Annotated in this window: 28 protein-coding genes; 5 read left to right on the top strand and 23 right to left on the bottom strand. The window is 57.2% G+C overall.

Annotation, left to right across the window (positions count from 1 at the left end; translation table 11 throughout):
* Positions 1–21: 21 nt before the first annotated feature.
* The gene (locus AC3DKS_RS10885; protein ID WP_041326929.1) at positions 22–537 is read left to right on the top strand and encodes an acyl-CoA thioesterase; all 516 of its coding nucleotides are present in this window, start codon (positions 22–24) and stop codon (positions 535–537) included.
* A gap of 90 nt (positions 538–627) precedes the next feature.
* On the opposite strand, the gene AC3DKS_RS10880 is transcribed toward AC3DKS_RS10885, so the two are convergent.
* From AC3DKS_RS10880 to AC3DKS_RS10790, 19 genes are all read right to left on the bottom strand, one after another.
* Positions 628–1,464 carry an aldo/keto reductase gene (locus tag AC3DKS_RS10880; RefSeq protein ID WP_015753286.1) on the bottom strand — a complete coding sequence of 279 codons (837 nt, stop codon included), beginning with the start codon at positions 1,462–1,464 and terminating at the stop codon, positions 628–630.
* A gap of 9 nt (positions 1,465–1,473) precedes the next feature.
* Positions 1,474–2,694 (bottom strand): murein hydrolase activator EnvC family protein, encoded by a 1,221-nt coding sequence (locus tag AC3DKS_RS10875; RefSeq protein WP_431170889.1) that lies wholly within the window; start codon positions 2,692–2,694, stop codon positions 1,474–1,476.
* An 11-nt stretch (positions 2,695–2,705) separates the two neighbouring features.
* On the bottom strand, positions 2,706–3,479 hold the full coding sequence (lolB1, locus tag AC3DKS_RS10870) for a lipoprotein insertase outer membrane protein LolB1 (RefSeq protein ID WP_015753288.1): 774 nt from the start codon (positions 3,477–3,479) through the stop codon (positions 2,706–2,708).
* Entirely contained in the window at positions 3,479–4,441 is a 963-nt protein-coding gene (locus AC3DKS_RS10865) for a tetratricopeptide repeat protein (protein ID WP_272606912.1), read from the bottom strand. Before AC3DKS_RS10865 ends, lolB1 begins: the two co-directional genes overlap by 1 nt.
* 2 nt (positions 4,442–4,443) lie before the next feature.
* Positions 4,444–4,878 (bottom strand): dUTP diphosphatase, encoded by a 435-nt coding sequence (dut, locus tag AC3DKS_RS10860; protein ID WP_015753290.1) that lies wholly within the window; start codon positions 4,876–4,878, stop codon positions 4,444–4,446.
* Positions 4,875–6,341 carry a lipopolysaccharide biosynthesis protein gene (locus AC3DKS_RS10855; protein ID WP_272606913.1) on the bottom strand — a complete coding sequence of 489 codons (1,467 nt, stop codon included), beginning with the start codon at positions 6,339–6,341 and terminating at the stop codon, positions 4,875–4,877. Before AC3DKS_RS10855 ends, dut begins: the two co-directional genes overlap by 4 nt.
* A gap of 56 nt (positions 6,342–6,397) precedes the next feature.
* Positions 6,398–6,910: a hypothetical protein gene (locus tag AC3DKS_RS10850; protein ID WP_015753292.1), complete on the bottom strand. Its 513-nt coding sequence runs from the start codon at positions 6,908–6,910 to the stop codon at positions 6,398–6,400.
* A gap of 183 nt (positions 6,911–7,093) precedes the next feature.
* Positions 7,094–7,954: an ATP synthase F1 subunit gamma gene (gene atpG, locus AC3DKS_RS10845; RefSeq protein WP_015753293.1), complete on the bottom strand. Its 861-nt coding sequence runs from the start codon at positions 7,952–7,954 to the stop codon at positions 7,094–7,096.
* Positions 7,955–8,003: 49 nt separating this feature from the next.
* Complete coding sequence (gene atpA / locus AC3DKS_RS10840; RefSeq protein WP_015753294.1) at positions 8,004–9,584, bottom strand: F0F1 ATP synthase subunit alpha; 1,581 nt, start codon at positions 9,582–9,584, stop codon at positions 8,004–8,006.
* Between the two features lie 48 nt (positions 9,585–9,632).
* The gene (atpH, locus tag AC3DKS_RS10835; RefSeq protein ID WP_015753295.1) at positions 9,633–10,169 is read right to left on the bottom strand and encodes an ATP synthase F1 subunit delta; all 537 of its coding nucleotides are present in this window, start codon (positions 10,167–10,169) and stop codon (positions 9,633–9,635) included.
* A 3-nt stretch (positions 10,170–10,172) separates the two neighbouring features.
* Positions 10,173–10,673 carry a F0F1 ATP synthase subunit B gene (locus tag AC3DKS_RS10830; RefSeq protein ID WP_015753296.1) on the bottom strand — a complete coding sequence of 167 codons (501 nt, stop codon included), beginning with the start codon at positions 10,671–10,673 and terminating at the stop codon, positions 10,173–10,175.
* A gap of 80 nt (positions 10,674–10,753) precedes the next feature.
* Complete coding sequence (atpE, locus tag AC3DKS_RS10825) at positions 10,754–10,945, bottom strand: ATP synthase F0 subunit C (protein WP_015753297.1); 192 nt, start codon at positions 10,943–10,945, stop codon at positions 10,754–10,756.
* A gap of 46 nt (positions 10,946–10,991) precedes the next feature.
* On the bottom strand, positions 10,992–12,125 hold the full coding sequence (atpB, locus tag AC3DKS_RS10820; RefSeq protein WP_015753298.1) for a F0F1 ATP synthase subunit A: 1,134 nt from the start codon (positions 12,123–12,125) through the stop codon (positions 10,992–10,994).
* 100 nt (positions 12,126–12,225) lie between these two features.
* Positions 12,226–12,636: a DUF6168 family protein gene (locus tag AC3DKS_RS10815; RefSeq protein ID WP_015753299.1), complete on the bottom strand. Its 411-nt coding sequence runs from the start codon at positions 12,634–12,636 to the stop codon at positions 12,226–12,228.
* Positions 12,633–12,866 carry an AtpZ/AtpI family protein gene (locus tag AC3DKS_RS10810; protein WP_238528095.1) on the bottom strand — a complete coding sequence of 78 codons (234 nt, stop codon included), beginning with the start codon at positions 12,864–12,866 and terminating at the stop codon, positions 12,633–12,635. Before AC3DKS_RS10810 ends, AC3DKS_RS10815 begins: the two co-directional genes overlap by 4 nt.
* The gene (locus AC3DKS_RS10805) at positions 12,850–13,350 is read right to left on the bottom strand and encodes a bactofilin family protein (RefSeq protein WP_083760680.1); all 501 of its coding nucleotides are present in this window, start codon (positions 13,348–13,350) and stop codon (positions 12,850–12,852) included. Before AC3DKS_RS10805 ends, AC3DKS_RS10810 begins: the two co-directional genes overlap by 17 nt.
* A 5-nt stretch (positions 13,351–13,355) precedes the next feature.
* Complete coding sequence (porW, locus tag AC3DKS_RS10800) at positions 13,356–15,911, bottom strand: type IX secretion system periplasmic lipoprotein PorW/SprE (RefSeq protein ID WP_015753302.1); 2,556 nt, start codon at positions 15,909–15,911, stop codon at positions 13,356–13,358.
* A 137-nt stretch (positions 15,912–16,048) separates the two neighbouring features.
* The gene (locus tag AC3DKS_RS10795) at positions 16,049–16,798 is read right to left on the bottom strand and encodes an ABC transporter ATP-binding protein (protein WP_015753303.1); all 750 of its coding nucleotides are present in this window, start codon (positions 16,796–16,798) and stop codon (positions 16,049–16,051) included.
* 28 nt (positions 16,799–16,826) lie between these two features.
* Complete coding sequence (locus tag AC3DKS_RS10790; RefSeq protein WP_015753304.1) at positions 16,827–18,299, bottom strand: DUF5687 family protein; 1,473 nt, start codon at positions 18,297–18,299, stop codon at positions 16,827–16,829.
* Positions 18,300–18,425: 126 nt separating this feature from the next.
* Between AC3DKS_RS10790 and AC3DKS_RS10785 the strand changes: the two genes are divergently transcribed.
* Positions 18,426–19,475 carry a ferredoxin--NADP reductase gene (locus tag AC3DKS_RS10785; RefSeq protein ID WP_015753305.1) on the top strand — a complete coding sequence of 350 codons (1,050 nt, stop codon included), beginning with the start codon at positions 18,426–18,428 and terminating at the stop codon, positions 19,473–19,475.
* 28 nt (positions 19,476–19,503) lie between these two features.
* On the opposite strand, the gene AC3DKS_RS10780 is transcribed toward AC3DKS_RS10785, so the two are convergent.
* Together AC3DKS_RS10780 and AC3DKS_RS10775 are read right to left on the bottom strand one after the other, a co-directional pair.
* Positions 19,504–20,289 (bottom strand): patatin-like phospholipase family protein, encoded by a 786-nt coding sequence (locus tag AC3DKS_RS10780; protein ID WP_015753306.1) that lies wholly within the window; start codon positions 20,287–20,289, stop codon positions 19,504–19,506.
* A gap of 90 nt (positions 20,290–20,379) precedes the next feature.
* Positions 20,380–21,936, bottom strand: coding sequence for a Do family serine endopeptidase (locus tag AC3DKS_RS10775; protein ID WP_272606914.1), 1,557 nt, complete (start codon positions 21,934–21,936; stop codon positions 20,380–20,382).
* Positions 21,937–22,335: 399 nt separating this feature from the next.
* Between AC3DKS_RS10775 and AC3DKS_RS10770 the strand changes: the two genes are divergently transcribed.
* The 3 genes from AC3DKS_RS10770 to AC3DKS_RS10760 all read left to right on the top strand — a co-directional run bounded on the left by AC3DKS_RS10770 (position 22,336) and on the right by AC3DKS_RS10760 (position 24,573).
* Positions 22,336–22,671 carry an arsenosugar biosynthesis-associated peroxidase-like protein gene (locus AC3DKS_RS10770; protein ID WP_015753308.1) on the top strand — a complete coding sequence of 112 codons (336 nt, stop codon included), beginning with the start codon at positions 22,336–22,338 and terminating at the stop codon, positions 22,669–22,671.
* A gap of 34 nt (positions 22,672–22,705) precedes the next feature.
* Positions 22,706–23,761, top strand: coding sequence for an arsenosugar biosynthesis radical SAM (seleno)protein ArsS (gene arsS, locus AC3DKS_RS10765; protein ID WP_272606915.1), 1,056 nt, complete (start codon positions 22,706–22,708; stop codon positions 23,759–23,761).
* A gap of 197 nt (positions 23,762–23,958) precedes the next feature.
* Entirely contained in the window at positions 23,959–24,573 is a 615-nt protein-coding gene (locus tag AC3DKS_RS10760) for a TetR/AcrR family transcriptional regulator (RefSeq protein WP_015753310.1), read from the top strand.
* Here AC3DKS_RS10760 and AC3DKS_RS10755 read toward each other — a convergent pair.
* Together AC3DKS_RS10755 and AC3DKS_RS10750 are read right to left on the bottom strand one after the other, a co-directional pair.
* Positions 24,537–25,655, bottom strand: a complete 1,119-nt coding sequence (locus AC3DKS_RS10755) for a glycosyltransferase family 9 protein (protein WP_272606916.1) — start codon at positions 25,653–25,655, stop codon at positions 24,537–24,539. The two genes, AC3DKS_RS10760 and AC3DKS_RS10755, sit on opposite strands and share 37 nt — an antisense overlap.
* Positions 25,639–26,244, bottom strand: a complete 606-nt coding sequence (locus tag AC3DKS_RS10750) for a DUF4254 domain-containing protein (protein WP_015753312.1) — start codon at positions 26,242–26,244, stop codon at positions 25,639–25,641. Before AC3DKS_RS10750 ends, AC3DKS_RS10755 begins: the two co-directional genes overlap by 17 nt.
* Between the last annotated feature and the right edge of the window lie 26 nt (positions 26,245–26,270).

Below are 26,270 nucleotides of genomic sequence, written 5' to 3'. Positions count from 1 at the left end.
TCTTTGCCGAAATTTTTATCCATGAAACCAAAAACTCCCAGCGATTCACGGACCGTGATGACGGATCTGGTGCTGCCCAGCGAGACCAACCCGCTCAACAACCTCTTCGGGGGCGAATTGCTCGCCCGGATGGATCGGGCTGCGAGCATTGCCGCCAGGCGGCACAGCCGGCGGATCACCGTAACGGCCTCGGTGAACCACGTGGCCTTCAACCGCTCCATCCCCCTGGGGAGCGTGGTAACGGTGGAAGCGGCGATTTCCCGCACCTTCCGCACGTCCATGGAAGTTTTTATCGATGTGTGGATTGAAGATCGGTTCAGCGGGGAACGGGATAAAGCGAACGAGGCGATTTACACCTTTGTCGCGGTAGACGACACGGGCATCCCCACGGAAGTTCCGCCCCTGGAACCCGAGACCGAACTGGAAAAGCAACGGTACGAGGCAGCCCTCCGGCGGAAACAACTCAGCCTGGTCCTCGCGGGCAAGATGAAACCCGCGGATGCCACCGAACTCAAGGCGTTGTTTCTGGAATCTTAACAGAAAAGCAACGGGAAACCTGCCGCGATCCCGGGGAGCGTCTTCGGGGTATCCCTGTGGAATAGGAGCCCTGGCCGCGGTGCGACTGGCCTAAAAGTCGAAGTTGTCCGGGTCCGGGCCAAAGCGGTGCCCGCGGTCCATGGCGTCGAGTTTGGCCACATCTTCTTCGGATAATTCAAAATCGAACAGGTCTGCATTGGCCCGGATCCGCTCCTTCTTAGAGGATTTCGGGATGGTCACCACGCCTTTCTGCAAGTCCCACCGCAATACCACCTGGGCGATACTCTTTCCATAGGAGTCCGCCATGGCCTCCATTTCGGGCAATTTGAAGATCTCCCCCTGCATGAGCGGGGACCAGGCCTCATATTGTATCTTTTTGGCCTGGCAATAATCCTGTAAAGGCTGTTGTACCAGGTAGGGGTGGAATTCGAGCTGGTCTACCGCCGGGATTACTTCGGCGTCGGCCAGCAGGTCCTCCAGGTGGTGTTGCAGGAAATTGCTGACGCCGATGGCCCGTACCCGGCCCGTATCGTAGAGGTGTTCGAGTGCCCGCCAGGTATCCTTGTATTTCCCCTCCACCGGCCAGTGGACCAGGTACAGGTCCAGGTAATCGAGGCCCAGGTCGTCCATGGTGCTGTCAAAAGCCTTCAGGGTGCTCTCATAGCCCTGGTCGGAATTCCAGACCTTGCTGGTGACAAACACCTCTTCCCGGTCCACGCCGCTCTCCCGGAGGGCTTTCCCAACCCCGGCCTCGTTCCCATAAGCCCGCGCCGTATCGATATGCCGGTAGCCGGCTTCCAGGGCCCATTGCACGGCCCGTTCCACCTCCCCGCCTTCTTCAGCCTGGTAAACCCCCAGCCCGAGGTAGGGCATCTGCACCCCGTTATTCAGTTCAAATGTTCCTTGTATGTCTGTAATTGTACTCATCGTTATATTTTATAGGCGATAGATCCAATCCTCCGGATTCAGGCGCGTAGCGTCCCGGTACAGGTAGAATTTCAATTGCGTCAAGCCGTTAGACCGATTGGTATGTATCTCGCCGAGTTCATCTTTCACCTGTACCTTGTCCCCCTTCTTCACATAGAGTTCCGAGAGGTTGTAATAGGTGCTGATATAATTCCCGTGTTTTACCTGGACCCCCTTGTTGCCCCCCGGGACGGCCAGGATGGCAATCACCTCCCCTTCAAAAACCGCCCGGGCCCGGGCACCCTCGTCTGTGGCAATGATCACCCCGTTGCTCTGGTGTTTGATCCCGGGGTAAACCGCATCCTGATAGATCCCGAAGCCCTGTTTCTTCACCCCTTTCTCCACGGGCCAGATCAGGTTGCCTTTATTGGCGGAAAAATTGCTGGCGATAAGCGTGGCTTCCGGCGTAAGCGCAAACCGGCTGCTCGAGGTATTCCCCGAGCCGCTGTCCCGGTTGGAAGCCGCGATGGCCGAGCGGATCAGCCGATCGATTTCCCGCTCGATTTCCCGGGCCTCCCGGCGTTTGGATTCAATCTCCGCCGCATAGGCGCTCTCGTTTTGGCGAATGGTCTGCAACAAGCCTTTCTGGTTTTGGATTTCGGCCATGAGCTGGTCCCTGACCCGTCGGTTGGCAGCAATCAATTCCTCTTTTTCCTTTCGCTGGGCAGAGAGGTTCTGGTTCATGACGACGAGCTCTTCCGTTTTTTCCTGGATTTCCTCCCCCTGTTCCTTCCGGAACTGGGTGTATTGTTTCATGTATTGTAACCGCTTGAAGGCCTGGTACCAGGATTCGGAGGAGAGCAAAAACAACAACCGGTTCTGTTTGGACCGGTTCCGGTAGGATTTTTGGATCATGGCGGCATAATCCGTCTTGAGGGCCTCCAGGTCTTCGCGAAGCTTGCTGATATTCCGGATATTCGCGTTAATCCGCCGGTTGAGCAGGTTGGACTGCTGGTTGGTAATACGAATGAGCTGCTGCTGCCGGCTGATCTTCTGGTCCAGGGCCTCCATCTGGTCCAGGACGCTCCCCTTCTGCTTCCGCTCGGATAACAACAACCGGTTGATCTCCCGGATCTCTTCTTCGAGCTGCTCCTTTTTGGCTTCCAGGGCCTCCTGTTCACCCTCCTGGGCATAGGCGCCCTGCCCGGCCAGAAACGCCAGAAACAGCGCTAGAGGAAACCGCAAAGCCATGAATGGTCGGATCACTTGGCCGATATCTGATTAAAACCTTTTGGTATTTTATATGGAAAATTCAGTTCCCGGTTCAATTCCACCTGTCGGTAGGTGATCCCGATCGTTACCCGCTCCTCCTTTTCAATGGCCGCAATATAAAGCCGTTCGGGAACAATCCGGCCATCCACTTCCTGATAGCTCGGGTATCTCACGTGCATCAACCGCTTGAATTCGGGTTGGGAAAGCTGCTGGGAGGCCAGGCGAAAATTCCGAGGCTCAATTTCGTAGAGCAGTTTGTAGATCCACGGGTTTGCCTCCGGTTTCAATTCATACACCTCCCCGTCTACGGACAGGTGGTATTTCTGGCCGCGCAGGTCGTGGACCGCCTGGCCCAGGAGGAGGTTCTGGAGGTTATTGAAATCGATCTCCGATCCCAGCAGGTTGCGGATATAGGTAAAATCCCCGTCGAAAAATTCGTTCTGGAGTTTGTTGTAATAGGAAACCCGGTTCGGCGTGATCAACACTTTAACCACCCCCAGGGGGGCGCTCAGCCAGATCACCTCATCGCGCTTCATCCGCAGGCTCACCGTAACGCTCTGGTTGTTTTCGGCGTCCGAATAGTCGATGGCCAGCCGGCCGCTCAGGGTCTTGAAATCCGGCGTGCCGGACATGTGGTACCGGACCACGTTCTTTGCGGTCATCCGGGAGTCCACCTCGCCTGTGGCCGTCAATTTCCGCGCCCCGCAGCCGGTTGCCAGCCACGCTGCGGAAAGGATTACGATCCATGTTTTTAACTGTTGCATCACTGCGATCCGTTTTTACTTTTAGCCCGGTACTCCCCGGCCTTTTCCATGTTGCCCAGGGCGGTATGCGCATCTGCCAGCGCCGTGTAGATCCGCCGGGCGAGCTCCCCGCTTTCCAGCAGGAATTCCTCCCCGGATTCCAGAACCGACACGGCCTCAGCAGGCCGGCCAAGTCCCAGCAGCCCGCGTCCCTTCGCAAAATAAAAAAAGGGCTGCAGGGGATAGGTTTCTATCGCCTCCGATCCAAGCTCCTCAGCCTCGCCCCACGATTCTGAGACGAGCAGCGCCTCGAGTTGTTTCATATATAACGGAACAGATCCTTCCTCTGCCGGTGGATCCGGTTGTGAATCGGCCGCTTGGGTTTCACTTTCTGAATCGGCCCCCGGGGTTGCGGCATCGGGAGTTTGTGCCGATTCCGGTTCCAGCTGCCGGGCCTGTTGGCGGAGTGCCAGGACCTCGTCGGTATCCTCCAGCCCCCGGAGCTGTTCCAAAACCTGTTCCCCGTCCTGTTGTTCCAGGTACCACCGGGCCAGGTTGATCCGGAATTCCGGCATATCCATCGGCAGGAAGTCGCGCAGTTCCGCAGGTTGTTTGTATTGGGGCCCGAGGGCCTCCATCAACGTGTGAAGATACCAGTATTCCGCAGGTTCCGCCCGGACAGCCGTGAGGGCGTACTGCTCGGCAGCCGGGTATTGCTCCTGCCGGATCAGGACCTTGGCGAGCTCGTGGTCCAGAACCGGGGTCAGGGGGTCCAGCTGCTTGCATTCCAGCAGCAAGGCTTCGGCCCGGTCGTAATTTTCGATTCCCTTTTCCCTCAGGGCCCGAAAAAACGTCTCCTGGAAGGCGTCCGAGTAGGACTCCAGGAATACGTCGGCACTGCCCTCCTCCTGGGCGCCTGCCAAGAGGCACCAGCACACGGGCAACACCCGGATGGCATTCGGAATTGGAACCAGTAATTTCATCGTCATTTCTTGCCGGTACTGCCAAAGCCTCCAGCCCCGCGTACCGATTCATTCAGCGCTTCTACCTCCACCCATTCGGCCCGTTCGTGCCTGGCAATCACCATCTGCGCAATCCGGTCTCCGTCCGAAACGGTGACGGGGTCATTGGAAAGGTTCACAAGAATCACACCAATCTCTCCCCGGTAATCCGCATCGATGGTTCCCGGGCTGTTCAACACCCCGATGCCCTGTTTGGCTGCCAGGCCGCTCCGGGGCCGGACCTGGGCCTCGTACCCCAGGGGCAATTCCATAAACAGGCCGGTTTTGATCACGGCCCGCTCCAGGGGGCCGAGCGTGACGGGCCCCTCCAGGCAGGCCCGCAGGTCCATCCCTGCGGCACCTTCGGTCTGATAGGCCGGCAGGGGCCGCCCGGACCGGTTGATGATCTTTACCTTCATTTCCCGCGTATCAGTTTGAGCAACAATTCTTTTTCAAGCCGGTAGAGCATCCCCAAAAATACTAAAAGTAACCCCAGGCCGATATATAAGTTCCTGTTAAATACGTAAAAGGACAGGGCCGAAAAACCGATGGAAATACCCAGGTAGAAGGCGATTTTCCGCATGTTGTAGGGGATCGGGTAATACCGTTTCCCCAGCAGGTAGGAGAGGACCATCATCGTGCCGTAGGCGGCCAGGGTGGCCCAGGCCGAAGCGGTATACCCGTATTCCGGGATAAAGACCACGTTGATGGCGATGGTGAGTACGGCGCCCACCAGGGAGATCACGGCCCCGAACCGGGTGCGGTCCGTGACCTTATACCAGACCGAGAGGTTGTGGTAGATTCCCAGGCAAAAGCTCCCGAGCAGCACAATCGGTACCACCTCCATGGCCTCCCAGTAGGCAGCATCCCTTACGAAGAGGACTTTGAGCACGTCCGCAAAGACCACCACGGCCAGCAGGATGACGCTTCCCAGGACAACGAAGTAATTGGTGATCTGCGCATAGGCGCGTTTTGGGTTTTCCGAAGTGGCATGGCTGAAGAAAAACGGCTCGATCCCGAGTCGGAAAGCGGTGGCAAATAGCGTCATAAACATGGCGAGTTTGTAGCATGCCGCGTACTTGCCCACTTCCGCCTTGGCTTCCTCCGGGGTGAGCGGCAACAGTTCCGAGAGCAGGTACTTGTCAAAGACCTCATTGATGGTAAAGGCCATGCCGGCCACCATCACGGGCAGCCCGTAGGCGAGCATCCGCCTCCAGAGGGCGCGGTCAAAAGCCAGGCGCATATGCCGGTAGTTCCCGCTGAGAATCAGGAGGGTGAGGCCGCTGGCCACCGTGTTGGCAATCAGGATATAATTGATCTGGAAATCCGGCACGTACAACGCGGACCAGATGCCTTCCGTCTCGCTTTCCGCCAGCCTGGGCAGCGCCAGGAGGAAAAACAGGTTCAATACGATGTTCGTGGTGACATTGGCGATCTTAACCATTGCGTAGATCCCCGGGGACTCCTGGGCGCGCAACCGGGCAAAAGGCACAATCACCAGCGCATCCAGGGAGAGGATGATGATAAAGTACCAGAAATAGTTCACCTCAATGTTCATCAGCCCGGCCAACGGCTCGCGCATCAGGACACCGAGGATAAAGAACAGGAGCGTGGACCCGCCGATGGAGAGCAGGGAAGTGGACAAGACCCGCTCCTTGTCGTCCTCCTTGCTGTAAAAGCGGAAAAAGGCCGTTTCCATCCCGTAGGCCAGGATTACGTTGAAGATGGCAAAAAAGGTGAAAATCAGCGTAATTTCCCCGTATCCCCCGGGCGGCATCACCTCGGTGTAGAGGGGCACCAGCAGGAACGACAACATCCGTGGCAACACGGTGGCCAGGCCGTAAATAAACGTTTGCCTGAAGAGTTTACGAAACAGCTTCAAAGAAGAAGGGGGTTAGATAAACCCCTAAATTAGGTAATTACCCGACGCCGGCAAAGTTATTGGCGCTGCTTGCCGGGATACACGCGGGCGGGTTTTTCCTTCACCCCGTCGACCCGGACATAGAAACGCTTCCCGTCGGACAAGCGAATGTAGGACAACACGGCCTGGTCGGGCTCCAGGTCAAAAGGGAAATCCGGGGCCGGCAGGGGTTTGGGGGGCTGGTTACCCACTTCCCGACGGGCGTCCGCATGCATCACCCGGTCTGCGTCCCCGCCCAGATCCGTGCGAAAACTCGCCGTCACCAACATGCCGGTTTCCGTGTCCTCGACTACTGCCGGCATAATCTGCCCCCTGAAATAGAGGGAATCCGGCCGGACCTCCCCGGGGCTCCCGGGCGTATAGCGCAGCCGGAGTTCCATCCCGGCGCCCGAAGCCTCCCGCCCCCCCATCCACATTTGGGCGGTGGGGTCGGCGACCTGGAAGGGAGGGTCTTCCTGGAAGGATTTCTGGGACGAGCACCCCATGAGCCCCATGGTCAGCAGCAGCGTGGCAAAGTGGCGATGTAACATACTTCTTTTCATTTTACGGGTCTGTGTAAAGATAAGTAACCAATATTGATGCCAAAGCCTCAGAACCCGTTTATGGTGCGTATTTCTCCGGGATGCGTTGCCACAGCCGCCGGCAAAAAAAATCCCCGGCGAGGTGCCGGGGATGCTGTCTTGTTTGATCGCCCTTCGCGGGCAGCGGCCCGCCTATCCGGCCAGGGCTTCTGCCCCACCGACGATCTCGAGGATCTCGTTGGTGATGGCCGCCTGCCGCGCCTTGTTGTAGGTGAGCTTGAGCTGATCGCGCAGTTCGGCCGCGTTGTCCGTGGCCTTGTGCATGGCGGTCATCCGCGCCCCGTGCTCGCTGGCAAAGGAATCCCGGATGGCCTTGAAGAGCTGTGTTTTCAGGGATTTCGGGATGAGTTGTTCCACGATTTCCGCCTCGGACGGCTCAAAGATATAGTCCGCGGATACGCTGGATTCCGTTTCCGCCGGCTGGATGGGCAGGAATTGCTCCGTCCGAACAATCTGGGTGGCCGCATTTTTGAACTGGTTGTACACCAGGTCGATCCGGTCGTATTTGCCTTCCGCAAATAACTGCATCAGCTCCTCGGCAATCGCCTCCACCGCCTCAAAGGTCAGGTTGTCGTAGACGGCGCTGTGGTCGCTGATTATCGTATGGCGCTTGCGGATCAGGTCGTGGGCCTTCTTGCCGATGGTCAGGAAATCTACCTGTTTGTCGCCGTAAGTGCCCTGCACCAGGCTCATGCTCTGCTTGATGATGTTGGAGTTAAACGCCCCGCACAGCCCCCGGTTGGAGGAGATAGACACCACGAGTACCCGGCGCACCTCGCGCACGTCCGCGTACTGGCTGCCGCTGTCCCCGTCCAGGTTGGCGCTCAGGCCCTGCAGCAACTCCGTAAGCTTATCGGCATACGGCCGCATGGCGGTAATGGCATCCTGGGCCTTCTTCAGCTTGGCTGCCGATACCATCTTCATCGCAGAGGTAATCTGCATGGTGGAGCTCACCGAGGTGATCCTGTTGCGTATTTCCTTTAAGTTTGCCATATCCTATGGATGCATTATCGCGGTTGCGGGCCCGGCCCGCAACCCGTTATCACGCTTTGTATTTGGCTGCCAGGTCGCGGCATACCGCCGTGAGCGTATCGGTTACTTCGTCCGTGAGTTTCCCTGCCTTCAGGGTATCGAGTACGTCGCGGTGCTTGGCGTTCAAAAACTCCAGGTAGTCGCGCTCAAACTCCTTCACCTTGTTGACCGGCACATCCCGCAGCAGGTTCTTGGAGCCTGCGTAGATAATGGCTACCTGGTCTTCTACGGTAAAGGGATCGTTCTGGGCCTGCTTGAGGATTTCCACGTTGCGGCGCCCTTTTTCGATAACATTCAGCGTAGCGGCATCCAGGTCGGAACCGAACTTGGCAAATGCCTCGAGTTCGCGGAACTGGGCCTGGTCGAGCTTCAGGGTACCCGCTACCTTCTTCATCGATTTAATCTGGGCCGATCCACCGACACGGGAAACCGAGATCCCCACGTTGATCGCCGGGCGAACCCCCTGGTTAAAGAGGTCCTGCTCCAGGAAGATCTGTCCGTCCGTAATCGAGATCACGTTGGTAGGGATATAGGCCGAAACGTCCCCTGCCTGGGTTTCAATAATCGGGAGGGCCGTCAGGGACCCGCCACCCTTTACCTTGTCTTTCAGCACGTCGGGCAGGTCGTTCATGTCCTTGGCGATGTCGTCGTCGGCAATCACCTTGGCCGAGCGCTCCAACAGGCGGGAGTGGAGGTAGAAAACGTCCCCCGGATAGGCTTCACGCCCTGGCGGACGGCGAAGCAGGAGGGATACTTCCCGGTATGCGACGGCCTGCTTGGACAGGTCGTCGTAGATGATCAGGGCCGGGCGTCCGGTGTCCCGGAAATACTCCCCGATGGCCGCTCCCGCGAAGGGGGCGTATACCTGCATGGGGGCCGGGTCGGATGCGTTGGCCGCTACGATGGTGGTGTAGGCCAGGGCGCCTTTGTCCTCGAGGGTCTTGGCAATTCCGGCCACGGTGGAGGCCTTCTGGCCGATGGCTACGTAGATACAGTAAACCGGTTCCCCCGCATCGTAAAATTCTTTCTGGTTGATGATCGTATCGATACACACGGTGGTTTTCCCCGTCTGGCGGTCGCCGATTACCAGCTCCCGCTGGCCGCGTCCGATCGGGATCATCGCGTCGATGGCCTTTACCCCGGTCTGGAGGGGTTCGTTTACCGGTTGGCGGAAGATCACCCCGGGCGCCTTGCGCTCCAGCGGCATTTCGTAGGTTTCCCCGGTAATGGCACCTTTCCCGTCGATCGGGTTTCCGAGGGTATCCACCACCCGGCCCACAATGCCTTCGCCCACATTGATCGATGCGATCCGCTGGGTCCGTTTAACCGTGGCCCCTTCGACCACCCCGCGGGACGGACCGAGGAGTACCACCCCCACGTTGTCCTCTTCCAGGTTCAGGACGATGCCTTCAAGCCCGCCGTCGAATTCCACCAACTCCCCATACTGGGCGTTGGCAAGCCCGTAAACGCGGGCAATACCGTCTCCTACCTGGAGTACGGTTCCCACCTCGTCCAGGGAGGCGGACGCTTCGAATCCGGATAATTGCTTCTTTAAGATCGCTGATACTTCAGCAGCTTTGATTCCAGCCATTTCTCTATGATAAAAAGGCGATCCGTCCAACCGGGCGGACCGGGTTATTTATTTCTGTACTAATTCTCTTTTTAAGTTTTCGAGCTTGTGCGCCAGGCTCGCGTTGTATTCCAGGTCGCCCACTCGGAGCACAAAGCCCCCGATCAGCTCCGGGTCTACGGTTTGTTCCAGGGTCACATCCTTGCCTGTGATGGCCTGCAGTTGCCCGAGCACTTTCTTCTCCAGGGCCTGGGTCAGCGGTACAGCCGTGGTGACGTGGGCCACATCCTGCCCCTTGATCTCCTCGTACCGGGCGATGTATTGCCGGGCCACCTCATCGAGCATCCCTATCCGCTTGTTCTCGGCCAGGAGCCCAAAGAGTTGCACGGTAAGTTTGCTGGCATCCCCGAATATCGCGCCGAGGGCCGAAGCCTTGTCCGTGCCCTTCAGTACGGGGCTTGTCAACACTTCCCACAGGCTATCGCTTCCGGAAAGCGTATCCAGCAGTTGCTGCATATCCTTTTCCACGTCCCCCGCTTTTTTCTGTTCCAGGGCCAGGTCCAGGACCGCCTTGGCATACCGGGAGGCTGCACGTGCTTCGCTCATCTCTTAACGCAGTTTAATATCGTCCACCAACGTGTCGACCAGCTTCAGCTGCTTGTCTTTGTTGCCGAGTTCGTCCCGCAGCACCTTTTCGGCGATTTCCACGGAGAGGGAAGCTACCTGGTTCTTGATGTCCGCGATGGCGGCTTTCTTTTCGCCCTCGATACTCTGTTGGGCAGCCCGGATCATCTTATCGCCTTCCACCTGGGCCTGCTCCTTGGCGTCGGCGATCATCTTCTCCTTGATCTGCCGGGCCTCCTTGAGCATCGCCTCGCGTTCGGCGCGCGCCTCCTGCAGCAGCTTCTCGCTGTCCGCAGTGACGTTCTGCATTTCTTTTTTCGCTTCCTCTGCGGCCGCCAGGGCGTTTTTAATGCCTTCCTCCCGGTCGTTGACCGCTTTCAGGATGGGTTTCCACGCAAAACGGCGCAAGAGGATCAGCAGCAATACAAACAGGATGATCTGCCAGAAAAAAAGTCCTGCCGAAAATTCGTTGATTAATTTATCCATTGTCGTCGGGTTATTCTATGATTCCGAAATACCAGGACAACCCCAACCAACCGTTGGGGTTGTCGTGGTTTCGATTGGGTTTATCCGGCGAAAATCGCGGCGAAACCAATCCCTTCAATAAGCGCCGCTGCAATCAGCATCGCCGTTTGAATCTTTCCGTAGGCCTCAGGCTGACGGGCAATCGCTTCCATGGCACGTCCGCCGATCATCCCGATACCGATACCGGCACCGATTACGGCGAGGCCTGCTCCTACTACACTTGGAATTTCCATAAAATAATTATTAAAGAATTAAACAATTCAACTACTAAGGCACCCCTTAAGGATGCGCCAGTTCCGTTTCTTCCCCATGTCCGTGATCGTGCTCCTCGGCGGCAAAGCCGAAATAGAGCGCAGCCAGCATGGTGAAGATATAGGCCTGCAACAGGGCCACCAGCACCTCGATGAGGGAGATGGCAAAGCTCAGTCCGAATGAAAGCGGGCCGCCGACCCAGCTTTTAAATATGAATATCAGCCCGATCAGGCTCATCAGTACCACGTGGCCCGCCGTCATGTTCGCGTAGAGACGGATGAGCAGCGCAAATGGCTTGATGAAGATCCCGAGGATCTCGATCGGTACCAGGATGATGTAAATCACGATTTTCCCATACCAGGGCATCCCGTCCCCGAGCGGGTCGAAGATGTGCTTCCAGTAGTCTTTGGTCCCGGTGAAGTTCGTCAGCAAAAAGACCAGGATGGCCAGGGCGGTGGTTACCGCGATGTTCCCGGTGACATTGACGCCCAGGGGGGTCAGGCCAAACATGTTCAGGAACCAGATAAAGAAAAAGACCGTGAGCAGAAACGGCATGTAGCGCTTGTATTTCTTCTCCCCGATGTTCGCAATGGCGATGTCGTCCCGGATGTAGAGTACGATGGGCTCAAAGAACCGCCCGATGCCGCGCGGGATGTGCCCGTTTTTGGCGTAGCTGCGGGCCAGACTGCTGAAGAGCCAGATGAGCAGCAGGCCGGTCACCAGCATCATCACGACGCTCTTGGTGATTGAAAAATCCAGGGGTTTCGCATTGGTCGGGTGGTCTTCCGCGTCCATGTTCAGGTCCCCGGCGGCATTGGTTTTATAAATTTTGCTGTGGTGGAGCACGTAGTAATTGCCATCGACTTCGGCAACTTCCTCCCCGTGGTGGAAACGGGCGGAGGAAAAGACCTTCAGGCCGTCGTCCCAGAGGATGACCGGCAGCGGAAAGCCGACGTGAACTTTTTCCCCGGCGTCATTCGTGTAGGAGAACAGGTTGAAGTCGTGGGAATCCTGCAGGTGGTGCTGGATGTATTCCTGGATCTCGGCCTTGGTTCCCTCGGGGGTGTCTTCCCCCTGGGGGGTTTCTTTGGCGAAAAGCCCGATACTGCAAAGTAAAGCGGTAAGGGACAGGATTTTGCTCAGGAAATCAAATCGCATCATGCTCAAATCTTGGGGTCGCTAAAAATCGGTGCAAATGTAAGCTATTCCTCCAAAAAGAAAAAAGCAATTGCATTTTATTTTAGGCCCTTGAAGCCGGGAGCTAGCGGGTATCTTCCTTTTCCAGATCGCGGAGCATTTTTGCCGTAAAATAGGTCTCGGCCAGCAGGGCCAGCAGGTAGGGGATAAAGAAGGAGGCGAATTCAGGCCGGGACATATCGCCGTCGGCCTGGAAACCCGGGTAAATCAGGGCAAAAAACACGAGGAATTTTAACAGGCTCCCCCCGATAAACAGGAAACCGATCTGGGTTCGGAGGCGTTGGCGGAAAAAGTAGAGGCTCCAGACGATGGCGCCGGCCAGGAGGCAATTGATGGCGTACGAAGCCAACAGCAGGTCGCCCAGGGGGTCCAGGCCAAAATGCGAGCGCAGGGCGGCATGGATGGCAAAGGCCCCGCCCAGCAGCAGGAGCAGGGTAGCGGTAAAGCGGGTAAGGAAGGCGCGGTTTTGCCTCATGGGTTCAAACGCTTGATTTGGCGCAGGACCACCCAGAGGGATATGGCTACGCCCAGGATGGTACACCCGGCCGTAAACAGTCTTTTATCGGAACCGTAGTTCGCATCGAGCCACATGCCGGCCCGGGCCGCGAGGAAGATGATGACCCCCATCTCAATGGCAATGCCGGACAGGACGGCTACCTGCCTGAGGGGGTTCCTTGGCTTGTCCGGGTCAGGATGCTTTGGCACGTTCCCCGGTACTTGATGGGCTGCCTACAGCCGGTTTCACGCCCTGGCTGCCGGAGCCGGCGGAACCTCCCGATCTTGCGGATGCGGAGGAAGCAGACGGGGCAGGGCTGTTGCCGAGGCCGCCTTTGCCTTTCATACTGCAGGAGGCATTGAAGGTAGCACCCGGTTCTACCGAGAGCTTGGATACGATAACCGTCCCTTCGATGACCGCCGTATTCTTCAGGGACAGCAGGTCGCTTACCTGGAGTTCGCCGTTGAAACTGCCTTCGATATCCGCGTTGACGCATTCCACCTTGCCGTGGATGTAGCCGTCCTTGCCGATGACCACCTTGCCGGAGGTCTTGACGTTGCCGTCCAGCTTGCCGTCGATGCGGAAGTCTGCCTCGGAGATGATATCACCTTTGATTTTTGTGTTTTTTTCAATCCGATTGGGTTGTCCGCCGATCTCGCTCATAGCTCTGGGTTTTTTGTTGTCTGAAAACATGGGGATTAGGATTTTGGGGTTTCAAGCTGACTCCGGTACGCTTCGATATTCTTGTGTATCTGCACGACCTTATAGTTGGCCGATAAAATTACAAAATTCTCATTATCAATCCGGTAATCGCGATTCTTTTTTAACAGCTCCACATAGCCGAGGGCAAAATCCCGGGACCGGAAACCGTGTACCACCACAAACTGGTCTTCCAGGTTGTAAATGTCCCGGGAGATGCGGTTGCGGTACCCGAGGTCCTTCAGGGATTTTTCCAGATCTTCCATCAGCGCCAGGGCTTCCTTTTCCTGGTGGCGCTTGAAAGGGAAGACCACCTTCCAGTTCTGGGTACCCGGCGCGCTGAGTTCTTGGGTGAATTCCGTGGATTCCAGCTGGGGCAACTGCTCCGTGATGATCTGCTGCGCCTTGCGGCCTTCCTCCGTATTCGGGTAGTTCAGGGCCACGTAGTTCAGGGCTTCCCGGAAATCCTCAAAGCCCTGCAGCCGCCCAATGGCATTGGCCTTCAGCAGCTCGAGTTTCGGGACAATCGGGTCGCCGGTAAACTGGGAAATGCTCTCCTCGCTGCCGGTGATGACCTCCAGGTACCGCTGCGCCTCAAAGGCCTTGAACAATTCCCCGTACCGGTATTCCGGGCTGTTCTCCATGGCGGCCAGTTCAATCTCCGGATTGGTCAGGATGGCTGCATACCGGGACTGGGGGTGGTTCCGGATGATGTCCTCCCGCATGGATGCTTCCAGGGGGCTGCCCACCTCCTGGTAAATCTTGTACAGGTTGTACTTGGACGGCAATACGAGCCGCTCTTCCGGGTCCGACGCCAGGACGCGTTCGAGTTTTCCCGCAGCCAGGAGGAGTTCCTTGAATTTTTCCTTATAGATCAGCCCGAGTTGGTAGTTCGAAAAATTCCGCTCCCTTCGCAGGCTGTCGATCACTGCCTCGTCGGTTGGGATCCGGCCCAGGTAAAATTCCAGGGAATACTTTTCCTCCTCCGTAAGGTCTTCCGGCCCGGCCGCAGCCCCTGCCAGGTCGCCGGCCTCCCCGGATTCCGGCAATACCCGGGCCCGGTTGCTCCAGCGCCAGTTGTCCTCGAGTTCCCGGTTCCCCCATTTGTTGGTAAACGCGGTCTTACCGTAACCGAGGCTCGTGATATTGTAGAAATAGAACTTCCCTTGATTGGCTTTTCCCCCGGCCGAATTTGCAAAAGCCTCAAACCCCGCTTCGGCCTGCCGCTCCTTCCGGGCAGCTTCCGCCTCGTCCAGGGCGCGGATGGAATCGATATAGGTCTGGAAATAGATCTCCCGCTGCACGGGCTCCATCTCATAGAGCGCAATCACGCTGTCCGCTTGCCGGACGATTTCCTCGTGGGCAATCACATCGTCCAGGTTCTCCCGTTTCTTGCGGATGGCCCGAAATTCCCGGGTGTTCTCCTCCAGGTTCAGCAGGACGCTGTCGTAGTACGCCCCGGCCGGCTTGTAGGCGTTTCGGTCAAAGTTGTAATCCGCCAGGTCCGTATAGTTGAACGCGTTGATGACCCGGTCTCCCTGGGCAGCCCGGAGCGATCGGTTGTAATAATCCACCGCCAGGCTGTCGTTCCCCTGCCCCATGTGGAATTCGGCCAACTGCCGGTAAATCTTATCCAAAAAGGGCCGGTTTTCGCGGTTTTCCTCCAAATCCGTCAGGTATTCCAGGACGGCGTCGCGGGATTCCGCGTCCACTTCGGTATTCTGGATTTTTTTCAGGTGGGCGTTGATCAGGTAAACCCTGGGGATCTTGCGGTTCATCGCGATGATCTTGTCGAAGGCCAGGTTGGCGCTGTCCGGGTGCTGCATTTGGTTGAACAACTGCCCGATGATGAACAGGTAACGTCCGCGTTCCTCGTTTTTCCGGGTGTAGGCCGCCGCGGTCTTGAGTTGCTGCAAGGCGGTATCCGGATGGCTCAGATTGATGTAGGCCTGCCCCATAATGGCCCGGGCATCCGCGTATTCCTGGTCGCTGAGCTCGATGTACTTGAAAAGCTGTTTCAGATTTTTGATCGCAAGCTCCTCATACCCGAGGCGGATGTTGGTCTTCTCCCTCCAGATCCGGGCTTCCGCCCGTTTGTCGCTGGATTCGTATTTCTGCAGGACGTAGTTGAAGGCTTCCAGGGCGGGGATGTACCGCTCGTCAAAATACCGGGCCTTGCCCAGCAACAGGAAGGCTTCGTCCGTAAGCGGGTTTCGCTCCCGGTCCGAGATGTCCATGCTGTGTTTCTGGATCGCCTTGGCGGCCTTTTCCTCGGCACGCAAAAAATTCGGGTTGTTGTCCTCGGAATCGAGCTTTACTTCGCCGGAGACCTCCAGACGTTCTACCGGCAGGAGTTCCCAGTAGTTGTCCCGGTAGGTGGCATTGAGTTCCTCCCGCCCGTCTTCAAAGGCGAGTTCGCCGTTGTAGAGGACGTTGTACCTGGTGTTCAGGGCGTGCCAGTTGCGGTTGACGAAGGTGTCTTTCTTTGTCGAGCAGCCCCAGAATAATCCTGCCACCAGCGGCAGGCCGTAAAAAAATGCCAGACGAAGCTTCAAAATTCCCGGTATTCGTATGGTATGTAAACTGGAAAACCCCCGATTTAGTATGCCGCGGTGGCGATAATTGCGGCTGGGTTCCCCCCAGGGAGGATCTGCGCAAAGGTATCCCGCAGGCTTCGCCGGGCGGCAGCCGCTTATTCCCCCGTTTCTCCCGGGTCATCCGCCGGGGTCAGCGAGGTGGCCGCCGGTTCGCCCGCAAAGAAGGTCTCGAGCTCCCTGAGGGTTTCCGGGGTGGTCTCAATATCGCGGACAATGCGCCCCTTTTCAAGCACCACAATCCGCTGGCAGACCTCCGTGACGTGGATCAGGTCGTGGCTGGAAACCAGGACGGTCACCTCCCGCCGGTCGGCGAGTTCCCGGATGATCTTTTTCAGTCGGATCTGGGTGGTCGGGTCCAGGTTGGCAAACGGCTCATCCAGGATGACCACCTCGGGCGACCCGATAAAGGTGGCCACAATGCCCACTTTTTTCTGGTTCCCCTTGGAGAGGTCCCGCAGGTATTTCTTCTGGCCCATGATTTCCCCGTGGAAAAAATCCTCAAACCCGGCCAGCAGCGCATCCACATCGGCACGGCTCTGGCCGCGGAGTTCCCCGATAAAGTAGAAGTACTCCTCCGGGGTCAGGTAGCCAATGAGGAAACTCTCGTCGATAAAGGCCGAGGTAAATGGCTTCCAGTCTTCGCTCTCGCGCACTGGCACCCCCCCACTGGTTATCTGACCGGTAGTGGGTTCGATCAGGTCCAGGAGCAGGCTGAAGAGCGTGGTCTTCCCGGCCCCGTTGTTGCCGACCAGGCCAAAGCTCTGGCCCTTTGGGATTTCCAGGGACGCGATGTCCAGGACGGTTTGTTGGCTGTATTTCTTGGTGAGATTTTCTGCGTGAATCATCGGTGATGCCAGTATTATGTTACCTGAATTATGCTTTTTGCTTGTAGGCAAGCAGCGTTTTGTATTTCTCTTTTTTGTAGATCTTTTCGATCATTCGGAATACCCGCTCCTTAAACGCAAACCCGAGCACCCCGAGCAGTGCCACCAGGAGGAAACCCGCCGTTTCGCCCAGGAACATATCGCCCAGCCAGTAGACGAGCAGGGGGAGGAGCAGTTTCGGGATGGTGAGCAACAGGGTTTTCATGTTGAAGGCCTGTTTGTCTCCAAACGCTTTCTTGTTGGAGGTCAGGTCGATCGGGGTCTTGATATAGGCGCCGCCCCAGAGTACCAGGTAGGAGTTGATCCCGATATTGTAGACGGCCCCCACCAGGATGGCCAGGTACGCTTCCCATCCAAAGTAGAGATAAAATGCCGAGAGCACCGTACTGATGCCGGTGGCAATGACGATGAGCCACCATTTGGAACTGAGGTATTCCCGGTACTGGATGTTCTGGCTCATCATCAGCGGGTAGTAGGAGCTGTCCCAGCTGGGCACGTACTGCCCGAAACTGAACAGGAAGCCCCCGGAGACGAAGATGCCTGCAAACACCCGCCAAACCGGGCTTTCGTACACCTCCAGCCCCCCCGAAAAGAACAGCAGGCCGTAGAACAGGAACAGCACGCTGACAATTACGGTGGTCTTGGAGCGCTTGTTGCGCCGGATGAGCTTGATGTCGTTCTTGAGGAAGGTCCCCAGATTCCCAAACCGGTTGAGCCAGGTGTAATCCTCTGTCTTCCCGACCGCCGTTTTAGTGGCCAGGCCGGCGTCCAGGTACATGTGCCGCTTGAAATAATTGAACGACGCCCAGACGGCAATTGCCAGGGCCGCCCAGGGAATCGCGGCAGTCCAGGGCTGGTCGTAGAACAGGTCAAAGACGGGCCCCGTGTAGGCGGTAATATCGAACCAACCGTAATACTGGGAAATTCCCAGGAGGGCCAGCACCGCAATGAGCGGGTAGAATATCCGGTCTACATTGTTGATCAGTATATTCAAAAAGTTATTCGTGTAAAAGAGCGCAAAACACGCCAGGTGCCAGCCGATGACCGAACCGGCGGGGTAGCCTTTGATCAGGAGCACGATGGAAAACGGCACAAAAAAGAAGGCGTGGCTGAAATTGAAAAAGGACAGGACCGTCTTGCCGAGTGAAAAACGGACCACGCTGGCCTTGGAAATGGGGAGGTAGAGCAGCGGCCGGATGTTGAGTACCGGCATCTTCTGCAACATATAGCGCAGGTACAGGTCGCCGGCCAGATAGTAGATCAAAAAGCGGTTGACCACCCGCAGTGGGTCGCCCAGGCCGGATTTTTCGATCATGAAATAGGCGCCCACCCCCAGCCCCAGGAAGACCAGGATAAAGTACAGGGCCCCCAGGGCCATCAGGATCTTGAACCAGATTTCGGTTTTGAAGGAGGCAGACCGGAAAAAGGCCTTCCACTGCAGCCGGATAAAATGTCTGAACATCGGGTTGGTGTCGGAATTCGATTCGATTAGTCCCAAAAGAGCCCCATTTGTTACAATTAGGAGAAATTGCCGCCGGAACCTGTGCCGAAAGTACGCCATTGCTTAGTTTTGCACAAAATTTTGCGCATGAGCGATTTTCATACCCTGAAAGTTTCCCGGGTCCGACGGCTGACCCCGAATGCGGTTGCCGTATCCCTGGAGATCCCGGCATCCCAAAAAGAACGTTTCAAATTTACGGCCGGCCAGTATATTACCGTCCGTTCCGAAGCAACCGGCAGCGACGTCCGCAGGGCGTATTCCATCTCCTCCCGGCCGGGGGATGCCGAGCTGACCATCGGCATCAAAAAAGTGACGGATGGAACGTTTTCGGTATTTGCCAACGAATCGCTCCGGGAGGGCGACTCCCTGGAGGTCATGCCCCCCGAGGGTCGGTTTACCTATGAGCCCGGTACGCCCGGACGGCACCTGATCGCTTTTGCCGCCGGCAGCGGGATCACCCCGATAATGAGTATCCTTCGCACGGCCCTGGAGGCCGACGCGGAAGCCCGGGTGGTATTGGTTTACGGGAACCAGAGCCGGGAGTCCACGATGTTCCTGGAAGACCTGCAAGCCCTTGCCAATGAATATCCCGATCGGTTTATTCCTTATTTCACCTTTAGCCGCGGACAGTACGACGACTCGCTGTTCGGCCGGATTGAAAGGAGTACGGTGAACTACATCGTCAAAAACAAGCACAGCGACCTGGAATTTGACCGCTACTACATCTGCGGGCCGGAACCGATGATCCGGACCGTGGAGGAAACCCTCCTTGACAATGGAGTCCCTGCAGACCGCGTCCTCCACGAGCTCTTTGAAACCGCCGACCAGCCGGATGAGCTCCGGGAGCAACTCGAGGGGACGACCCGCCTGACGGTGGTCCTGGACGAAGAAACCCACGAGCTGAACATGGACCAGAAAAACGTGGTACTCGATGCGGTGCTGAACGAGAAAATCGATGCCCCCTACAGTTGCCAGGGGGGGATTTGCAGTACGTGTATTGCCCGGATCCGGTCCGGAACGGCGCGGATGGCCCAAAACCAGATTCTGACGGACTCGGAAATTGAAGAGGGCTTAATTCTCACCTGCCAGGCGCATCCTACCTCCCCGGAACTGACCGTAGACTACGACGACGTCTGATCCCCGGGCAGGAGTTTCTCGCCAAAATTCAGGGCTGCCCGTTGCCCCGGGCCCGATCCAGAACTATCCGCCCGTGGTCGTAACCAATCTGGTAGGCCCGTTCGATCCCCTTTTTATCGAGTACGCCGATTTTTTCGAGTTCGGGCGGTTCAAACACCAGGTCGCAACTGTGGATCTTGTTCCGGTTGATGGCGTAGATCATCAGGGCCGTGGTGCGGTTGGTGAGCTGGATGGAAGACCGGATTTCCCGGGAACCGACCTTCCCGATAACCGATACGTTGCTGCCGATCACATACCGGCAGTGCGGGGCGATGGGTTCCAGGGGGAAGTTATTCATGATGCCCCCGTCCGCGTAGAGGGCTTCCCCCATGGCGACCGGGCTGAATATGGGCGGCAGGGCGGCCGAAGCCAATAACGGGCGGATCAGTTCCCCTGACTGAAAATAGGCTTCCTGTCCGAGGTTCAGGTTGGTTGCGGCCACATAGAGCCGCCGGCTGAGCTTCTCGAAGGAATTATCCGGCCAGTAGGATTCGAATAATTTATAGTACCGATCGGTATCAATGAAGCCCGGTTTGCTGATACTGAAAAAATTATAGCGGAACAACGGGGTTTCCTTGAAAAATGACAGCATGGCATCCACCGAGGCGTCGGCGGCATACAGGGCTCCCACCAGCGCGCCCACGCTGCTGCCGGATACCCATTGGGGGTCCAGGTCATACTCCCGCAAGGCGCGGATTACCCCGATATGCGCCATCCCGCGGACCCCGCCTCCTGAAAATACAATCCCGGATTCGTCTCCTCCCGGATATTCCATAGCACCAACTCTTTCTACAAATATAAAAGCCGCAGGCGATCGGAGCGAATCCTTTTGCCTGCGGCTTTCCGGGTATCGGGTTTATTTCAATCAGGAATCCAGTCCGAAAGCGTAATAATAGGTTTTCGGGCTGTCCGGATAGCGGCCGGCGAGCATCACGCCCCCGTCCTCGCTTTTCTCCAACTCGGACCGGAATTCCTCCAGGTTGTTTACCTCCCGGCCATTGACGCGGGTTACAATAAAGCCTTCCCGCATCCGGGTTTCCTGCCGCAGCAGGCCGGGTACCAGTCGGGCGACCTCAACGCCTCCGTCAATGCCCAGTTCGGAAGCCTGATCCGCGGGCAGGTTTCGGAATTCGGCCCCCAGGCGGTTGAACAACTCCCGGTCCGCACGAGCCACCAGGGCAGTCGTGCCGGCGGAATCCTTAAGGGTGACCTCAAATTTGCGGGATTTCCCCTCCCGGTCCAGGGTGATAGTTACCTCATCGCCCGGGCGGAAGCCTGCAATCAGCTCCTGCAGGCGGGGCGAACTGGCAACGGGTTTGTCGTTCACTGCCGTGATAATATCCCCTTCGCGGATGCCGGCCTCCTGTGCTGCGCTGCCGTCATTCACCGATGCCACGTAAACCCCCGGAATCAGGTCGATGCCCTTATCCTCGGCCAGGCGGCCGTCCAGGTTTTGGATCCGTACCCCGAGGATGCCCCGCTGTACGTTCCCGTATTCCAGGAGGTCTTCCACCACCTTGGACACGATGTTGCTGGGTACGGCAAAGCCGTAGCCGCTGTAGCTTCCGGTACGACTGGCAATGGCCGTATTGATGCCGATCAGGTCGCCGTTGAGGTTGACAAGCGCTCCCCCGCTGTTGCCGGGATTAATGGCCGCATCCGTCTGGATAAAGCTCTCAACGGCCAATTCCTCCCGGTTGATGTTGATGTTCCGCGCCTTGGCGCTGACGATCCCGGCCGTGACCGTGGAGTTCAGGCTAAAGGGGTTGCCGATGGCCAGTACCCATTCGCCTACTTCCACATCGTCCGAATTTACAAGGGCCAGGGATTTCAGGTTTTCGGCTTCAATTTTGAGCAGGGCCAGATCCGTTGTGGGGTCCACCCCGATCACTTTCGCATCGTACGTGCCGTTGTTGTGCAGGGTTACCTCCACCTCATCCGCATTGGCGATGACGTGGTTGTTGGTCACTATATAACCGTCTTTATTGATGATCACGCCAGATCCGGTTCCCATGCGCGGGAGTTCATCGGGATACTCCCCGCGGCTCCCGTCTCGCCCTGGGGCATCGCCCTCCGGGGCTTCAAAGTACCGGCCAAAGGGGCTGTCCTTAAAGAATTCCCGGAACGGATCCGGCAACTGGCGGTAGCTCCGGCCATAAGGCTGGGTTCCGCGCGAGGTGATATGCACTACCGCGTCCAGGACTTTTTCAGTAGTCTCGGTAAAATCCAGGGGGGTAATGTTCCCCTCTTTATCGGCCGTATACAACACGGGTTTGGCCAGGTTTTCGGGTGCCCGGTCCAGGGTTACCCGGCCGGTGTCCTGCCATTTGTCGATCCCGACCACCGTCAGGCTCACCAGCAGGGCGATGAGCGCCGCGAACAAATAGGTCCGCTGCGCCGGGTTGATAGTTCGCTTTTTCATATTGTGGTATTTAAGTTTGACACAAATTTTTTTCGACCCACTCCAGGACAAATCCCATGCCATTAAACCGGCTGTCAGTGCTAAAATTTTTTTAAAATTGGCCCGGGTGGAGGGCGGATAAACCGACTCCCTGGTCGGCAGGCCATTTCGAAACGGCCCATTACGCATATCGGGAGGGTTTTTATCGATTCAGGGATCCGGTCGTCGGGGATCCGGCGGATTCCGAGGCTAACCCGAACCGGTCAAACCGACCGGGGGGTCGGTTACGGCAAAATCGGCCCGGGAATGTTAAAATCCCGTTTTTGGGTAATGAAAAACCGAACCTTGCGACGAAACTCCCGTAAGTTTAGACAGCAGACCAGGCCAAACGACCCGACTTAAATAAAAGAGTAAATCAATATGGCAACAAATTATTACGACCCCGCCGACCTGAGAAAGTTCGGCAACATCACGGAATGGAGCGAGGAACTCGGCACCAAATTCTTTGACTACTACAACTCCGTATTCAAGGACGGGGCCCTCACGGCTCGCGAAAAATCCCTGATCGCCCTGGCGGTTTCCCACGTGGTCAAATGCCCGTACTGTATTGACGCCTACACCAAAGACGGCCTGCAGCGGGGCATCACGCGGGAGGAAATGATGGAAGCCGTTCACGCAGGAGCGGCCATCGAAAGCGGGGCCAGCCTGGTCCACGGCGTGCAGATGATGAACAAATACGACAAATTATCCATGTAAGCCGGCACGCATAGCCTGCTCAAAACCCTGAATTTTGGCTACAAAATCCCTCAAGGCCCAGGAAAAGGACCTGGCCAACACACAATATCAATTAAAAATCCTCGACGGAGGGCCGTTCGCTTCCGGGGAATTACCCCGTTTCCGGGAGAAACTGCGGGAAACCGGGCAGAAAACACTTCGTCCCAAACCCCTGGAAATCCTTCAGATCAACCTGGGATATATGTGCAACCAGGTTTGCGCCCACTGCCATGTGGATGCGGGGCCGGACCGCAAGGAGATCATGACCCGGGAGACCATGGAGCAATGCCTGGAGGTAATCCGCCGCACCGGGGCGCATACCCTGGACCTCACCGGCGGGGCACCGGAGATGAACCCGGATTTCCGCTGGTTCGTGGCCGAAGCTTCCAAAGCGGGGATCGCCGATTTTATCGTCCGGTCCAACCTGACCATTATCCGGGCCAACAAAAAATACTACGACCTGCCGGAATTTTTTGCCCGGTATAACGTGCATGTGGTCTCCTCCCTCCCGCACTACACCCGCGGGAAAACGGACCGCCAGCGGGGCAGCGGGGTTTTTGACCAATCGATCGAAGCGCTCCGGTCGCTGAACGAAACGGGGTATGGGAAAGCCGGCAGCGGGTTAAAACTCGACCTGGTCTACAACCCGTCGGGAGCCTTCCTCCCAGCCGACCAGCAGGCGATGGAGAAGGACTTTAAAAAAGCGCTCGCCTCAGACTTCGGGATCGTTTTCAACAACCTCTTCGCCATCACCAACCTGCCCATTGCGCGTTTCCTGGACTACCTGATTGCCTCGGAAAACTACGAGGACTACATGACCGCCCTGGTGGACGCATACAACCCGGCAGCTGTCGAAAACGTCATGTGCCGGAATACGCTGTCGGTGAGTTGGGACGGGTGGCTCTACGACTGCGACTTCAACCAGATGCTCGGCCTGAAAGTGGCCAGCAAGGTGAAACACATTGCGGATTACAACGAAGCCGTATTGCAGGACCGGGAGATTTTAATCTCCCAGCATTGCTATGGTTGCACGGCCGGGGCGGGCAGCAGCTGCCAGGGATCCGTGGCCTGAGGCGTCCGCTCATCCATAAATCCGTGCGCTTTAACCGACCGGGTGGTCGGTGCGCCTTTCCAGCCAGGTGGTCATTCACCGGAATTTTTACACTTCGTCGAAATTTTTCCGGGATTCGTCAGATAAAACCTGCCATGCCCTGAATCCGCGAGTTCTTTGTAAACGACCGATTAGTCGGTTGCCCAAAATCTTACATCATGGACAAGAACCTCAAGCGCATGGCGACGATGAATCGCATGCAGATGACCGGCCTGGAACTTTTTTACGCCCAGGGCTACTACAACACCAGCATCGACGACATCCTCAAATCCCTGAATTTGTCGAAGGGTGCCTTCTATTATCACTTCCAGTCTAAGGAGGAATTCTTTATCAGCATTGTGCAGAACCTCGTGTTTCGCAAGGTGTACACCATGCTGATCGAGCCCATCGAAGGGGTGGAAAACCCGCTCAGGGCCATCGAGATCTGCCTGGACGACGCGTTGAAGACCGCCGAATTCAACGACCTGGATTACGGTTTCGTCCTTGCAAACTTCCTGAACGAATTCAATGGGAGGAACGACAAGATCACCCGGTACCTGACGGATATTTCCAAGGTCTGGGAAGTAAACCTCGTTACCGCCCTCCAGAAGGGGAAAACCGACGGTTTTGTGGAACGGCACGTGGATAGCGAAGGGGTTGCCTCTTTTATTATCTCGAGCTATTTCGGGGTTCGCAGCCTGATGGTCTCCGGGAATTGCAAGATCCTCCGCTACAACTATATCCAGCAGCTGCGGAACTACTTCCGCTCGCTCTCCCCGGTCGTACTCGCCTGATTGGCAGTATCCGGGCCGAGTGCCCCGCGGATGCACCCGTACACGGTTTCCGGCGGGATGCTCGCCATTACCTCCTCATACCCGGGCGGCACCTTGTTGCCGTATACGGAAGTTGGGATCAGGGGGAATTGCCCCCGGTCGGACAGGAGGGAGTTCTGCCTTGGCTGGCCAAAAGGCGCAAATCCCGCATACGGGTGGGTCACCCCCCAAAGGGTAATGACCGGAATGCCGAAGAGGGCAGCCAGATGCCCGTTGCCGCTGTCCATGGATACCACCAGGTCCAGGTTGCCGATAAGCTGTAATTCCTGCCCCAGGCTGCCTTTGCCGGCCACACAGGTACAATTCTGGAATTCCCGCTCCCACTGTTTCAGTTTCCGGGTCTCCTCCGGGCCCCCGCCCAACAGGTATACCCGCAGCCCTTTTTCTTCCTGCAAAAGCGCCAATAGGCGTTTCATCTCCTTTTCCGGGTAGCACTTGCCGGCGTGTGCCGCAAACGGCGCCACCCCGATATTCGCTCCTGCGCCATCCCGGGAACGGATTCCCCCATCATCCCCGGGTTTGGGGATCCCGATGGCTTCCGGCCAGGGCGGCTTCCCCAGCACGTCCGCCGGGCGGAGTTCCACGGGATAGCCCAGGGCGGCAAAAACCGCCGCGTATCGCTGGTGGGTAGGGGTGAGGGGCGCCAGTTTCCGACCCCGGGCTGCAACCAACCGGCGCTTTTCCTTCCGACCCTTATCCAGGACTGCAACCCGGACGCCGGAAATCCGGAAAAAGAACCGCAGGATGTGGGTGCGCAAAACCGCATGGAGGTCTGCAATGGCATCCGGTTTCAGGGCGAGGAGTTCCCGGTAGAGCTTCCAAAGACCCCCCAACCCCCTGTGTGCGCCCCGGGTATCCACCGGAAACACACGGACACCCGGGATTTGCTCAAATACGGGCGTGTAGCCCTTTTTCGTCGCAACGGTCAGGCGGATTCCCGGGTATTCCCGCTGCAAGGCGAGTAAGACGTGAACGGCCATGGCGGCATCCCCCAGGGCCGAGAAACGCCAAACGAGCAGGTGCGGGTTATTGCTTCCTCTCACGGAGCACCGGGTTTAACTCCTCGTCGTTGTACATCTTCATCTGTTTGTAGACCTTCATGTACTTCCGGCCGGCTTCGATATCTGCGAGCAACTGGTCGATGGCGGTGGAGAGGTCGGCCCGTTGCTCCAGGAGGATGTCTAGTTTCTTTTTACAGGCCTCGCGGTGTTCCTGACCCGCGTCCGGCCGGCCGGCCTCTTCCCGCATATGGTAGATCTTCAGGGCCAGGATGGAGAGCCGGTCGATGGCCCAGGCCGGGCTTTCCGTATTGATGGTGGCTGTTTCCGACACTTCTACCGATTGGTATTTTTTCAGGAAATAGCTGTCGATGTACTCCACAAGGTCCGTGCGCTCCTGGTTGCTCGCATCGATCTTTCGCTTGAGTTCCAGGGCAGCCTCCGGGTCGATGCCCGGGTCGCGGATCAGGTCTTCGTAGTGCCATTGCACCGTGTCGATCCAGTTTTTGAGGTAGAGCAGGTATTCGATACTCCCGGGTTCATACGGGTTGGGACGGGGCTGGTCTACCCGGTCCTCCTCGTGGTATTTGTCGATACTTGCCTCAAAAATCCGGAATGCGAAGTCGCTGAACATAGGTTGCATTTTCCGCAAAGATACCG

Source organism: Robiginitalea sp. (assembly GCF_982776155.1).
The sequence above is the reverse complement of the archived record's forward strand: the minus strand, read 5'-3'. Positions and strand labels throughout refer to the sequence as shown.

What these genes read in the sequence shown, in the direction of transcription:
- AC3DKS_RS10885 (WP_041326929.1), top strand. Translation starts at nt 22, where the DNA reads ATGAAACCAAAAACTCCCAGCGATTCACGGACCGTGATGACGGATCTG.
- AC3DKS_RS10880 (WP_015753286.1), bottom strand. Translation starts at nt 1,464, where the DNA reads ATGAGTACAATTACAGACATACAAGGAACATTTGAACTGAATAACGGG.
- AC3DKS_RS10875 (WP_431170889.1), bottom strand. Translation starts at nt 2,694, where the DNA reads ATGGCTTTGCGGTTTCCTCTAGCGCTGTTTCTGGCGTTTCTGGCCGGG.
- lolB1 (WP_015753288.1), bottom strand. Translation starts at nt 3,479, where the DNA reads ATGCAACAGTTAAAAACATGGATCGTAATCCTTTCCGCAGCGTGGCTG.
- AC3DKS_RS10865 (WP_272606912.1), bottom strand. Translation starts at nt 4,441, where the DNA reads ATGAAATTACTGGTTCCAATTCCGAATGCCATCCGGGTGTTGCCCGTG.
- dut (WP_015753290.1), bottom strand. Translation starts at nt 4,878, where the DNA reads ATGAAGGTAAAGATCATCAACCGGTCCGGGCGGCCCCTGCCGGCCTAT.
- AC3DKS_RS10850 (WP_015753292.1), bottom strand. Translation starts at nt 6,910, where the DNA reads ATGTTACATCGCCACTTTGCCACGCTGCTGCTGACCATGGGGCTCATG.
- atpG (WP_015753293.1), bottom strand. Translation starts at nt 7,954, where the DNA reads ATGGCAAACTTAAAGGAAATACGCAACAGGATCACCTCGGTGAGCTCC.
- atpA (WP_015753294.1), bottom strand. Translation starts at nt 9,584, where the DNA reads ATGGCTGGAATCAAAGCTGCTGAAGTATCAGCGATCTTAAAGAAGCAA.
- atpH (WP_015753295.1), bottom strand. Translation starts at nt 10,169, where the DNA reads ATGAGCGAAGCACGTGCAGCCTCCCGGTATGCCAAGGCGGTCCTGGAC.
- AC3DKS_RS10830 (WP_015753296.1), bottom strand. Translation starts at nt 10,673, where the DNA reads ATGGATAAATTAATCAACGAATTTTCGGCAGGACTTTTTTTCTGGCAG.
- atpE (WP_015753297.1), bottom strand. Translation starts at nt 10,945, where the DNA reads ATGGAAATTCCAAGTGTAGTAGGAGCAGGCCTCGCCGTAATCGGTGCC.
- atpB (WP_015753298.1), bottom strand. Translation starts at nt 12,125, where the DNA reads ATGATGCGATTTGATTTCCTGAGCAAAATCCTGTCCCTTACCGCTTTA.
- AC3DKS_RS10815 (WP_015753299.1), bottom strand. Translation starts at nt 12,636, where the DNA reads ATGAGGCAAAACCGCGCCTTCCTTACCCGCTTTACCGCTACCCTGCTC.
- AC3DKS_RS10805 (WP_083760680.1), bottom strand. Translation starts at nt 13,350, where the DNA reads ATGTTTTCAGACAACAAAAAACCCAGAGCTATGAGCGAGATCGGCGGA.
- AC3DKS_RS10795 (WP_015753303.1), bottom strand. Translation starts at nt 16,798, where the DNA reads ATGATTCACGCAGAAAATCTCACCAAGAAATACAGCCAACAAACCGTC.
- AC3DKS_RS10790 (WP_015753304.1), bottom strand. Translation starts at nt 18,299, where the DNA reads ATGTTCAGACATTTTATCCGGCTGCAGTGGAAGGCCTTTTTCCGGTCT.
- AC3DKS_RS10785 (WP_015753305.1), top strand. Translation starts at nt 18,426, where the DNA reads ATGAGCGATTTTCATACCCTGAAAGTTTCCCGGGTCCGACGGCTGACC.
- AC3DKS_RS10780 (WP_015753306.1), bottom strand. Translation starts at nt 20,289, where the DNA reads ATGGAATATCCGGGAGGAGACGAATCCGGGATTGTATTTTCAGGAGGC.
- AC3DKS_RS10775 (WP_272606914.1), bottom strand. Translation starts at nt 21,936, where the DNA reads ATGAAAAAGCGAACTATCAACCCGGCGCAGCGGACCTATTTGTTCGCG.
- AC3DKS_RS10770 (WP_015753308.1), top strand. Translation starts at nt 22,336, where the DNA reads ATGGCAACAAATTATTACGACCCCGCCGACCTGAGAAAGTTCGGCAAC.
- AC3DKS_RS10760 (WP_015753310.1), top strand. Translation starts at nt 23,959, where the DNA reads ATGGACAAGAACCTCAAGCGCATGGCGACGATGAATCGCATGCAGATG.
- AC3DKS_RS10750 (WP_015753312.1), bottom strand. Translation starts at nt 26,244, where the DNA reads ATGTTCAGCGACTTCGCATTCCGGATTTTTGAGGCAAGTATCGACAAA.